We start from the raw sequence: 12,100 nt of genomic DNA, 5'->3' as shown, positions 1-12,100 counted from the left end.
GGACATGCGCCGCCCGGCTTGAACTCCGGGCGGCGCATCCTTTTATCCCGGTATGGTCGCGAATCCGACAAGCGTTGCTTTTTGGCAACGGTGCTGCGTATTGCACACGGCCTTGGCTGGAATCGCTCGAAATGGGTTGCCTGCTCAATAATCACTCATGTATGACGGTGTTGCTTACGAATGCGGCACGGGGCTGGCGCGGAAATCGCGAATGTCGTTCGTTTCGAGCAAAAATGTTTTGGCATGGGGGTTGCTTTGTACCCGGCAACTCTGACAGATCACCAAGGGGGTCAAATATGTTTGGACACGATCTTCGCAGCCGTTCCCTGATTTCGGGCGCGATTCTCTCCGCGGTTCTGGGCCTGGCGGCCGCGCCGGCCTCCGCCGATGTCTCGCTGTATGAGCAGGGTGGCCTGAAGATTGACGGCGCTTTCACCGGCGGCGTTACCCTGTTCACCAGCCCGGGCGCCCAATTCGGCGCCGGTTCGTGGAACAATAATGTCGGTGTGCCGGGCAAGCGCGTCACCGGGCACAGCAACTGGTCCGAGACCTTCCTGCATCCCGAGTTGAAGGCCTCCTACGAGACCGAGGAATACGGCACTTTCTACGGTGACGTCAGCGGCCAGTTCACCATGACCGGCGGCCATGGCGATCCCTCGCTGATCTCCACCACCTACGGCCGTCCCTGGATGGTCGAGCTGGAAAATCTGTATGGCGGCTGGAAGTCGGGCAAGACCCTGGTGGGCCTGGGCCTGGACGAAAACGGCCTGGATCTGTCGGGTGGTCGTCAGAGCTTCCGCGTTGCCGACGGCTTCCTGATCAGCAATGGCACCGCCAACCAGGGCAAGCGCGGCATGTACTGGACCCAGTCCCGTACCGCCTTCGCCCAGACCGGCGTCGCCAAGCTGTCGTCGGACAATCTCCGCGGCGACCTGTTCTATCTGCAGAACAACTCCCAGAACAGCGTGATGCAGCCGGGTCTGTTCGATAACGCCAAGACCAGGGTCATCGGCGGCAATATCGAAATCTTCGGCAATGTGGACAAGGTCGAGGGCAAGCCCGCTCCCGATGGCGCGTCCAACTACGCTGACCGCAAGTGGTACGGCGGCATGACCGTCTTCCGGGTTGCCTCGGCCGACAGCAACGGCGTCTATGGCTATAACGGCACCCAGACCAACTATACCGTCACCAACACCCCGTCTTCGGCCCGTGACGGCATGACCGTGTTCTCGTTCCACATCGGCGGCAATCCGCTGCCCACGCTGCCGGACTTCTCCATCTACGGTAACGCCGTGAAGGAGAACAACAACACCCGCAACGCCAAGGTGGACGCCAACGCCTACTACATCGAGCCGGGCTATCAGCTGTCGGACGTGTTGTGGACGCCCAAGCTGTCCTACCGCTATGCCCACTTCTCGGGCGATAAGAACCCCAATGACGACAAGAAGGAGGCCTATGACCCCTTCTTCTACAACGCCATCACCCGCGGCTTCGGCACCTGGTTCATCGGCGAGATCGTCGGCAACTATGTGATCGGTAATTCGAACGTCAACATTCACCAGCTGACCTTCAGCGTGAATCCTCTCGATACCGTCAAGCTGAGCGTCCTGGCCTACAACTACCAGTACGCCGCCAAGACCCAGCTGACCGGCGTGCGGTCCGCCGATCTGGCCCGCGAAATCGACTTCGCCGCCGAGTGGACCATCAGCGACAACGTCGCCCTGTCGGCCGCTTTCGGTGCCGCCAAGGCCGGTCGCGGCTACAAGCAGAACGTCAGCACCAACTCGTCGCCGGCCGGTCTGCCCATGGACAAGACTTGGCTGCTGGGCGAGACCTCGCTGGTTGTGAAGTTCTAAATCTTATCTGACCAAACAGGCCCCCGGTTTCCTTCCCGAGCGGAAGGAGGCCGGGGGCTTTGTTTGTGGAAACTTCATCAAGCCTGCGCCATAATCTCCATACTCTATTAAGTATGGTCGGGAGGGACGCCATGGCCGCGGATGACAATCCAGCCGATGGCAATAACCGTCAGTTTCCAAGACAGCGTTGCGGTACGGACTGTACCTTCGTGCTCGACGGCATGGAGAGCCGCGCCCATTTGCTGGACGCGTCGCGTGGTGGCTTCAAGCTGAGATTCGATCAGGCCGAGGCCGCCATGGCCGCCATGGTGCCGTTGCCGCGCGACATGACGCTGGCCGATCAGTATTCAAAGATGCATGCGACCGTCATGTGGGCGAGCGGCGGTCTGGCCGGATGCCGCTTTTATCAGCACCTGTCCCTGGATGACGTGGTGCGCGTGATGACCGGCCATTTCCGGCTGCAACTTGTGCCACTGGTGGATCCGAATTCGGATTCGCCCCAGGGTGACCAGGACGAGCCGCAAGACGACGTGGCGATCAGCCCGCCTTCTTGATCTGAGCCCGCACCAGATCCCGGTAATTGCCCACTTCCTTGGTGATGTGGTGGAAGATGGCGTCGTCCACCAATTGATAAATCTCCAGGCAAACCTGCTGCGCTTGCTTGTGGTTCTTGATCTTGGGAATCAGCTTGCGGCACAGATCGATGAAGGCCGCCGATAAGGCGGCGTGGTTGGCCTGGTGCTTTTCCTGGTCGGGGGCTTCGCGCTCGGCAAGATAGGCGTTCTCGGCGGCGAAGGCCGTCTTCATGGCGTTGAAGATCGCGCCTGTCCGGGCCGCCAAAATCTGCTGGTTCAAGGCGGGGTCATCCATGCCCTGAAAGAAATCCGCCATGGCGGCCAGCACGCGCTTGCGGCCTTGATCCACGGTCTCGATGCCTGTTTCCATGGACATATTCCACAGGAACATGGGGCCCTCCTCACAAGACTCGGGGTTTCCTGACTAAGAGATAATGATAGGGCAGGCGTCTTTCAAAGGGTTGAAACAACTTGTCTTTTCTTTCTGCAATCAGTCGCGTTTACGTCAAGATCCGTTACCATAATCCTCTAAAACGCATCCGGTATAACCCGTATATCCCGTAGGGGTTGCCTGTGATCTGGCTTCGTGACAGCGGTCCGAAATTTGGCTACACCCCATCTTCCCGTCGTAACCGCGTGCGAGTGTCATGACCTCCTCTCTTCCCGTCGCCACCCTGGCCGCCATCACCAACCGCATTGCCCTTGAGCTGGGCGTCAAAGCCACGCAGGTGGCGGCGACGGTGCAGATGCTGGACGAGGGCGCCACGGTGCCCTTCATCGCTCGTTACCGTAAGGAAGCGACGGACGGACTGGACGACACCCAGTTGCGTAATCTGGAAGAGCGCCTGGGCTATCTGCGCGAATTGGAAGACCGCCGTGCCGCCATCCTGCGCTCCATCGAGGAGCAGGGGAAACTGACCCCGGACCTGGCGGGCCAGATCAATGAGGCCGACAGCAAGGCGCGGCTGGAAGACCTTTATCTTCCCTACAAGCCCAAGCGCCGCACCAAGGCCCAGATCGCCCGCGAGGCGGGGCTGGAACCCTTGGCCGATGCGCTGCTGGCTGATCCATCGCTGGTGCCCGAGGCGGCGGCCGAGCCCTATGTGGATGCCGAGAAGGGCGTGGCCGACGTCAAGGCAGCCCTGGACGGGGCGCGCCAGATCCTCATGGAACGCTTTGCCGAGGATGCCGAACTGCTGGGCAATCTGCGCGACGCCCTATGGGATGGCGGCGTTCTGGTTTCCACATTGGCCGAGGGCAAGGCCGAGGCGGGCGCCAAGTTCTCCGACTATTTCGACTACCGCGAGGCCATCAAGGCCATTCCGTCCCATCGGGCCTTGGCACTGTTCCGGGGGCGCAACGAAAACGTTTTGAACCTGAAACTTCTGACGCCCGACGAGGCGGCTCGGCCGGAAGGCACGGTTTTTCAAGGCCCTGGCGAATTCGAGGCGCGCATTGCACGGCGCTTTTCCATCCGTGACCTGAAGCGCGCCGCCGATTCCTGGCTGTCCGAGACGGTGCGCTGGGCCTGGCGCATCAAGATTCATCTGCATTTGGAGTTAGAGCTGATGAGCCGCCTGCGCGAGGCGGCCGAAGCCGAGGCCATCAACGTCTTCGCCCGCAACCTGCGCGCCCTTCTGCTGCAGGCGCCTGCCGGGGCCAGGAACTGTATCGGCCTTGATCCCGGCATCCGCACCGGCGTCAAGGTGGCGGTGACCGACGCCACCGGCAAGGTGGTGGAGACAGCCACCATCTATCCCCACCAGCCCCGGAACGACTGGCAGGGCTCGGTAGCCGCCATTGCCCATCTGGCGCGCAAGCACGGCATCAAGCTGGTGGCCATCGGCAACGGCACCGCATCGCGCGAAACCGACCGTCTGGTCATCGACGTGATGAAGCGCCATCCCGATCTGGGACTGGAAAAGCTGGTGGTCAGCGAGGCCGGAGCCTCGGTCTATTCGGCCTCCGAACTGGCGGCCAAGGAATTCCCCGACCTGGACGTCAGCTTGCGTGGTGCCGTCTCCATCGCCCGGCGCCTCCAGGATCCCCTGGCCGAATTGGTCAAGATCGACCCCAAGGCCATCGGCGTCGGCCAGTACCAGCATGATGTGGATCAGGTGCGCCTCGGCCGTTCCCTGGACGCCGTGGTGGAAGACTGCGTGAATGCCGTGGGCGTGGAGGTCAACACGGCCTCGGCCCCGCTATTGGCCCGCGTGGCCGGGCTGTCTCCCACCGTGGCCCGCAATGTGGTGGAATTCCGCGACCGCTTCGGCCCCTTCGCAAGCCGCGAGGCCTTGAAGCAGGTGGAACGCCTGGGCGCCAAGGCCTTCGAGCAGGCGGCGGGCTTCCTGCGCGTGGTGGGCGGCGTCAATCCCCTGGATGCCTCCGCCGTCCATCCCGAGGCCTATCCGGTGGTCGAACGCATCGTCAAGACCACGGGACGTCCGGTCAAGGCCCTGATCGGGGATGCCTCCTTCATCCGCTCCCTCGATCCCAAGGAGTTTACCGACGAGCGCTTTGGCGAGCCCACGGTGAAGGACATCCTGCGGGAACTGGAAAAGCCGGGCCGCGATCCGCGCCCCGAATTCAAGACCGCGTCCTTCAAGGAGGGCGTCGAGACCTTGAACGACCTCAAGCCCGGCATGATCCTGGAAGGCGTGGTGACCAATGTCACCAATTTCGGCGCCTTCGTGGATATCGGTGTGCACCAGGACGGTCTGGTCCATATCTCGGTCCTGGCCGACCGCTTCGTCAAAGACCCTCATGAGGTGGTCAAGCCCGGCGATCTGGTCAAGGTCAAGGTGTTGGAAGTGGACTTGAAGCGCCAACGCATCGCTCTGTCCATGCGCATGGACGCCCAGCCCGCTCCGGCCAGGAAGGACGAACCGCGTCGCGAGGATCGTCGCCCGGCGTCGCCGCCCCAGCGGCAGAGCGCTTCCAAGCCCGACGATAGCGGCGGAGCCTTCGCCGCCGCCTTCGCCAAGGCCAAGCAGAAGAAGTAGGCGGGCGGGGCGCCCGTATTTCCACAATTCCCAAACGGAATAATCGGGGCTGCATCCCCCCTATGCGTCCGTACAACTAGACTCACCGGTTCAGTTTGCTATACCGTCCAGTCGGTACAGTAAGAGGGCCGCATGAGCACCCGTGAGAAAATCATCGATTCCGCCATGGCCATCGTCCGCGATCAGGGCGTGGCCAAGCTGACGCTCGACGAGGCCGCCAAAGTGGCGGGTATCAGCAAGGGCGGCGTGCTCTATCATTTCAAGAGCAAGGACGACCTGATCCGCGGCATGGTCCAGCGCCTGATCGATCAGTGCGACCAGTTGAACCATGAATATTACGAGCGCGAGGTCGATGGGCCCTATCGCTGGGCGCGGGCCCATGTGCATGCCACCTTCGATGCCAGCGGCCCGGCTTTTGATCCGGTGGGTGGCGCGCTGCTGGCTGCCGTCACCGTCAATCCCGATCTGGTCGCCCCCATCCAGGTCATGTACGACCGCTGGATGGAGCGTATCAAGAGCGACAGCCCCGACCTGGAACGGGCCGGGCTGATCTGCACCGCCATGGACGGCGTCTTTTTCCAGCGCCTGATGGGAATCAATATCAGCAACGCCGAGGGGGCAGAGCGCCTCAAGCGGCACGCCCTCGACCTATTGCAGTAACGGAGCCTGCGTCATGAAAGCCAAACGGATGATCATCATGCTGGCGGGCTCGGCCCTCGTTTTCGGAGGCGTGTTCGGTTTCGTCGCCTTCAAGAACCACATGATCAAGCAGTTCTTCGCGACAATGCCAAAGCCGGTGATATCGGTGACCACCGCCAAGGCCCAGATGGCCGACTGGCGCGCCGTGGTCCCGGCGGTGGGCACACTTCAGGCGGTCAACGGCGTCGATATTTCCGGAGCCATGTCCGGTCTGGTCAAGGCCATTGCCTTTGAATCCGGCCACGACGTGAAGAAGGGTCAGGTGCTGGTGCAACTGGATTCCGACGTGGAAATGGGCGATCTGCGAAGCGCCCAGGCCGAACTGGTCCTGGCCCGGACCAGCTATGACCGCAGCGCGGCGCTTCTCAAGTCCAACACGGTCAGCGTTGCCGCCCTGGAAAAGGCCGAGGCCGAGTTGAAGGTCAAACAGGCCAAGGTGGCCGGGCTTCAGGCCACCATTGCCAAGAAGACCATTACCGCGCCCTTCGATGGCCGACTCGGCGTGCGCAAGGTCGATCTGGGCCAGTATCTGCAGCCCGGACAGGCAGTGGTCAACCTGCAGAATCTGTCCCTGATGCTGTGCGATTTCACCGTGTCGCAGAAAGACCTGTCCCTGGTCGCCATCGACCAGAAGGTCACCATGACCACCGATGCCTGGCCCGGCGTGGTCTTCGAGGGCTCCATCGCCGCCATCGAACCCCTGGTCGAAGCCAAGACCGGCATGGTCTCGGTCCAGGCCCGCTTTCCCAATGACGAAGGGCGCCTGCGCCCCGGTATGTTCGCCCGTATCGAGATCGAGCGCCCCGCAGGCGCTCCGGTGGTGACGGTTCCCGCCTCGGCGGTGGCCTATAACCTGCACGGCGACGCGGTCTTCGTGGTGCGCGAGGAGGCCGGGTCCGACGGCAAGACCGTGTCCAAGGCCGAACGCGCCGTGGTCAGCGTGGGCGACCGCAAGGACGGACTGGTGGTGATCAAGTCGGGCGTCACGGCTGGCGACGTGGTCGTCACTTCGGGTCAGGTGAAGCTGGAGCACGGCTCGCTGGTCCAGCCCGCTGCGGCCGATCCCTTGAAGACGGCCGATGCCGGGGCGGTGCGGTGATGTTTGACATCTTTATCAAGCGGCCGGTTCTGGCCGCGGTGGTCAGCCTGCTGATCCTGTTCATCGGCCTGCGTGCCCTGATGAGCCTGCCGGTGCGCCAATATCCCGAGATGACCAACACGGTCATCACCATCACCACCACCTTTCCCGGCGCCGATGCCGACATGATTCAGGGCTTCGTCACCCAGCCGCTGCAAAAGGCCGTGGCCACAGCGGAAGGCATCGACTATCTGACGTCGCGCTCGCTTCAGGGCGTCAGTGAGATCAAGGCCTTCATCCGGCTCAACGACGACCCGGAAACCGCCATGACCGGGGTGATGAGCAAGGTGGCCGAGGTCAAAAGCCTGCTGCCCAAGGGCATCAACGATTCCATCATCAAGAAGGAAACGGGGCAAAGCTTCGCCTCGGCCTATCTGGCCTTCTCGTCCGACCGCCTCTCCCAGCAGCAGATCACCGATTACGTCATGCGGGTGGTGCAGCCCAAGCTGGCCGCTGTGCCCGGCGTGGCCAACCCCGAGCTTTACGGCGGCCAGAAGTTCTCCATGCGCGTCTGGCTCGACCCGGAGAAGCTGGCCCAGCAGGGCATGGGGCCCGACGACCTTAAGGCGGCGCTCGTCAGCAACAACTTCACCTCGGCCTCGGGCTCCACCAAGGGGGCCTATGACGTGGTCAACACCCAGGCCTCCACCGACCTGAAAAGCGTCGAGGAGTTCCGCAATCTGGTGGTCAAGCATGACGGCGCCCGGCTGGTCCGCCTGGGCGAGGTGGCCGATGTGCAATTGGGGCCGGAAAATGACGATATGAGCGTCTTTGCCGGTGATGAGCGCGCCATATTCGTCGGCATCTACACCACGCCCGAGGCCAATCCCCTGTCGGTGATCCGCCAAGTGCGCGAAGAGGCGCTGCCCGCGCTGCAATCCCAGTTGCCGCCCGGCCTCACCGCCAAGATCGCCTATGATTCCACCTTGTTCATCGATGCCGCCATCCGCGAAGTGGCCAAGACCATCCTGGAGGCCGCCATCATCGTCATGGTGGTGATCTTCTTCTTCATGGGCTCGGTGCGCTCGGTGGTGATTCCGGTGGTCACCGTGCCGCTGTCGCTGATCGGCGTTGCGGTTCTGCTGCTGTCCTTGGGATTCTCCATCAATCTGCTGACCTTGCTGGCCATGGTTCTGGCCATCGGACTGGTGGTGGACGACGCCATCGTGGTGGTGGAAAACGTCCACCGTCATATCGAGGAGGGCTTGAGCCCCGTGCGCGCCGCCCTGGTTGGCACGCGCGAGATTTCGGGCCCCGTCATTTCCATGACCATTACCCTGGCCGCCGTCTATGCCCCCATCGCCTTCATGGGCGGCCTTACCGGGTCCCTGTTCAAGGAATTCGCCTTGACGCTGGCCGGTGCGGTGGTGGTGTCGGGTGTCATTGCCCTGACCCTGTCGCCCATGATGTGTTCCAAGATTTTGCGCCACGAGGATGACAAGAAGGGTCTTCCCGCCCTCATCGACCGCACCTTCGACCGGGTGCGGGCCAAATACGAGAAGTGGCTGGGCGCGTCGCTTGCCGACCGTCCCACCACCTTGGTGTTCGCCGCCATCGTTTTGGGCTCGCTGCCCTTCCTGTTTCTGGCGGTACCCACGGAACTGGCGCCGGAAGAGGATCAGGGCGTGATTTTCACTGCCTATAATGGCCCGGCCTCGGCCAATACCGACTTCATGGAGGCCTTCTCGCACCAGATCGCCACCAAGCTGAAGGGCTTTTCCGAGACCAACGAGACCTTCCTGATCAACGGCATGGGCGCCATCAGTCAGGGATTCGGCGGCGCGGTGCTGACCCCTTGGGAAAAGCGCGACCGCTCGGCCAAGACGCTGACCGCGGCCGTGCAACAGGCGCTCAACGAGGTGTCGGGGGTCAAGGCCTCGGTCTTCCCGCCGCCGCCCTTGCCGGGTGTGGACGGTTTGCCGGTGCAGTTCGTGCTGTCATCCATCACCGATTACAAGCAGCTCAACGAGATTATGGGCGAGGTCATGAAGCGGGCCCAAGGCTCGGGCATGTTCGCCTTCATCGATGCCGATCTGAAGATCGAAAGCCCCCAGACCCAGGTCATCATCGACCGCGACAAGGCGGCGGCCTACGGCATCTCCATGCAGCAGATCGGTGACGCCTTGGGGACCATGACGGGCGGCAATTACGTCAATCTGGTCAATCTTCAGGGCCGCTCCTATCAGGTGATCCCCCAGGTCCCGCGCGAGTTCCGCCTCGATCCCGCCCAGTTGGGCCGCTATCACGTCCGCTCGTCTTCGGGCGCGGCGGTACCGCTGTCGTCCCTGGTCAGCCTGGGGTCCTCGGTGCGTCCCGGCTCGCTAAACCAGTTCAACCAGTTGAACTCGGTGACCATCCAGGCCTTTCCCATGCCGGGTGTGACGCTGGGCCAGGCCTTGGACCTTTTGCGCGGTATCGCCGATGAGGTTCTGCCCCAGGGCACCACGGTGGATTACGCCGGTCAGTCGCGGCAATACGTGCAGGAAGGCAACGCCCTGGCGATGACCTTCGTCTTCGCCCTGATCATCATCTTCCTGGTTCTGTCGGCGCAGTTCGAAAGCTTCCGCGATCCCTTGGTCATCATGGTCTCGGTGCCGCTGTCCATCTGCGGCGCCCTGATCCCCCTGGCGCTGGGCGTGGCCAGCATGAACATCTATACCCAGGTGGGCCTGGTGACTCTGATCGGCTTGATCACCAAGCACGGAATCCTGATCTGCGAAGTGGCGCGCGAGCGCCAGGAGGCGGAGGGTCTTAGCCGCGCCCAAGCCGTGATGGTGGCGGCGGGGCTGCGGCTGCGGCCCATCCTGATGACCACGGCGGCCATGGTCACCGGCCTGATCCCACTGATCTTTGCCCATGGGGCGGGTGCGGCGTCGCGCTTTTCCATCGCCGTGGTGATCGTGGCGGGGATGAGCATCGGCACCTTGTTCACCCTGTTCGTCCTGCCGGTGATCTACACCTTCGTGGCCGCCGAGCGCCGCACCACGCCGCAAGCGGTGGCCGAGGGAGCGCCCGCCGAGTGAGTCTCGACCTCGTCGCCCGCGTGCTTTATCGCGACCCGGCCGTGCTGATCATCGACAAGCCGGCCGGGCTGATGGTCCATGCGGGTCCCAAGGGCGGCGAGCATCTGGGGCTCTTTCTCGACCAGCTGCGTTTCGGCCTTGCCCAATCGCCGGAACTGGCCCATCGCCTCGACCGCGAGACCTCGGGCTGTCTGGTGCTGGGCCGCACCCGCAAGGCCCTGGCCGGGCTGGGCGATCTTTTCGCCAAGGGCCTTGCCGACAAGACCTATTGGGCGGTGGTGGTGGGCAAGCCGCGCGAGGACCAGGGCGTCATCGACTACGCCCTGAAGAAGCGCGAAAAGAAGTTCGGCTGGCGCATGGAAGTGGACCGCAATGGGCTGGCCTCGGTGACCCAATGGCGGTTGCTGGGCACGGACGGGCGCCTGTCCTGGCTGGAATGCCGCCCGCTCACCGGGCGCACCCATCAAATCCGCGCCCATTGCGCCGCCATCGGCCATCCGCTGGTGGGCGACGCCATCTATGGGCGCGGTACCGGCACCTTGGCCGGGGACCGGCTGATGCTGCATTCGCGCAATATCGTCCTGCCTTTCCATGCGGGAAAACCGCCCATTGCCGCTAAGGCCCCGGTGCCGGAGCATATGCGGGCGGTGCTGGAAGGGTGTGGGTGGGATACGCTGTAAAGGCGCATTCCAATACCGATTTGCTTATTTCGCTTGACGCGCGCGCCTGCCGGGGGTGAACTATCCTGACCGGACATGACAACGAGACCGGACGAACAGGGTGGGGCCATGAACATCAAGGACATTCTCGTCCATCTGGACGGTGACAAGGTTGATAGCGGCACGCTGGCCGTTGCCGTGGATCAGGCCCGGCGTTTCGGCGCGCGGCTGACCGGCCTGTTCGCCCGCAAGGAGGTCAGCCCCACCGCCATGGTCGCCCGTCAGCCCAGCAATACCTTGCTGGCCCAGGCCGACAGCGCCCGCAAGGCCTTCGAGACCGCCACCGAAGGGCTCGAGACCCGCTGGTGGCAGATTGTGCACGGGGCCGAAACCGACCTGCTGGGCGAGGCGGTGTTTTGCAGCCATTATGTGGATCTGGTGGTCGTCTCTCAGCCCGCCGCCTATGGCAAGCATGTGCCCGAGACCATGGTGGAACAGATCATTCTGCATTCCGGCCGCCCCATCCTGGTGGTGCCGGTGGAATACACAAAGCGTCCCCTGGGCAAGAAGGTGGTGATCGGCTGGCGTTCGGGCAAGCAGGCGGCGCGCGCCTTGCACGACTGCCTGCCCCTGGTGGAAGGCGCCGAGGAGGTGCTGGTTGCCTCGGTCCGCGGCTTTACCCCCATGGAAAAGAGCACGCCGCCGGTGGACATCATCGACCATCTGCGCGTCCATGGTTTGCCGGTCACCGGAGAGCGGGTCAATACCGAGGGCCTGGGCGTCATGGATTCCCTGCTGTCGCGGGCCTATGACATCGACGCCGACCTGCTGGTCATCGGCGGTCATCCGGGCAAGACCTTCTCCTTCAGCGGCAAGGCCGGTGCCGGTACCCGCCACATCCTGGCCCATGCCAGCATCCCGGTCCTGTTCAGCTGCTGAACGCGCGCTGGGGGAAAGGGAAGTAGGCGAAGGGATTCATCCCTTCGCTCATCCCTGTTTCTTGCCTTACTCCGTGGATGGCCGGGACGAAGTTCACGGCTGTCCGGTTTAATTTGAGACGGCAGACGTGGAGTCATGAGTCACGGATGTCACGGATGCGGTGCTTCGCACCGCTCACGGATAAACACGGAAATGGTCTCGTTTCCGGC

At 63.1% G+C, this 12,100-nt stretch carries 9 protein-coding genes; 8 read left to right on the top strand and 1 reads right to left on the bottom strand.

All coding sequences use genetic code 11. The features are described from left to right. Nucleotides 1-296 precede the first annotated feature (296 nt). On the top strand, nucleotides 297-1,856 hold the full coding sequence (locus tag CCC_RS01150; protein WP_009870352.1) for an alginate export family protein: 1,560 nt from the start codon (nucleotides 297-299) through the stop codon (nucleotides 1,854-1,856). Between the two features lie 131 nt (nucleotides 1,857-1,987). Then, on the top strand, nucleotides 1,988-2,410 hold the full coding sequence (locus tag CCC_RS01145) for a PilZ domain-containing protein (RefSeq protein ID WP_052472854.1): 423 nt from the start codon (nucleotides 1,988-1,990) through the stop codon (nucleotides 2,408-2,410). Here the strand turns inward: CCC_RS01145 and CCC_RS01140 are convergent. Continuing rightward, complete coding sequence (locus tag CCC_RS01140; protein WP_009870354.1) at nucleotides 2,394-2,822, bottom strand: hemerythrin; 429 nt, start codon at nucleotides 2,820-2,822, stop codon at nucleotides 2,394-2,396. The genes CCC_RS01145 and CCC_RS01140 overlap by 17 nt on opposite strands. Nucleotides 2,823-3,078: 256 nt before the next feature. On the opposite strand from CCC_RS01140, the gene CCC_RS01135 reads away from it, so the two are divergent. The 6 genes from CCC_RS01135 (at nucleotide 3,079) to CCC_RS01110 (ending at nucleotide 11,891) form a co-directional block, all read left to right on the top strand. Further along, complete coding sequence (locus CCC_RS01135; RefSeq protein WP_009870355.1) at nucleotides 3,079-5,433, top strand: Tex family protein; 2,355 nt, start codon at nucleotides 3,079-3,081, stop codon at nucleotides 5,431-5,433. A 132-nt stretch (nucleotides 5,434-5,565) separates the two neighbouring features. Further along, the gene (locus CCC_RS01130; protein WP_009870356.1) at nucleotides 5,566-6,093 is read left to right on the top strand and encodes a TetR/AcrR family transcriptional regulator; all 528 of its coding nucleotides are present in this window, start codon (nucleotides 5,566-5,568) and stop codon (nucleotides 6,091-6,093) included. Between the two features lie 13 nt (nucleotides 6,094-6,106). After that, a complete protein-coding gene (locus CCC_RS01125; RefSeq protein ID WP_041039266.1) occupies nucleotides 6,107-7,231 on the top strand; it encodes an efflux RND transporter periplasmic adaptor subunit in 1,125 nt (374 codons plus the stop codon). Further along, on the top strand, nucleotides 7,231-10,293 hold the full coding sequence (locus CCC_RS01120; protein ID WP_041039263.1) for an efflux RND transporter permease subunit: 3,063 nt from the start codon (nucleotides 7,231-7,233) through the stop codon (nucleotides 10,291-10,293). Before CCC_RS01125 ends, CCC_RS01120 begins: the two co-directional genes overlap by 1 nt. Continuing rightward, complete coding sequence (locus tag CCC_RS01115; RefSeq protein WP_009867225.1) at nucleotides 10,290-10,973, top strand: RluA family pseudouridine synthase; 684 nt, start codon at nucleotides 10,290-10,292, stop codon at nucleotides 10,971-10,973. Before CCC_RS01120 ends, CCC_RS01115 begins: the two co-directional genes overlap by 4 nt. A gap of 108 nt (nucleotides 10,974-11,081) precedes the next feature. Next, a complete protein-coding gene (locus CCC_RS01110) occupies nucleotides 11,082-11,891 on the top strand; it encodes a universal stress protein (RefSeq protein ID WP_009867224.1) in 810 nt (269 codons plus the stop codon). Nucleotides 11,892-12,100 lie beyond the last annotated feature (209 nt).

It is taken from the genome of Paramagnetospirillum magnetotacticum MS-1 (genome assembly GCF_000829825.1).
GTDB classification, from domain to species: domain Bacteria; phylum Pseudomonadota; class Alphaproteobacteria; order Rhodospirillales; family Magnetospirillaceae; genus Phaeospirillum; species Phaeospirillum magnetotacticum.
Note: the sequence above shows the minus strand (reverse complement) of the source record. Positions and strands in the feature narration are given on the sequence as shown.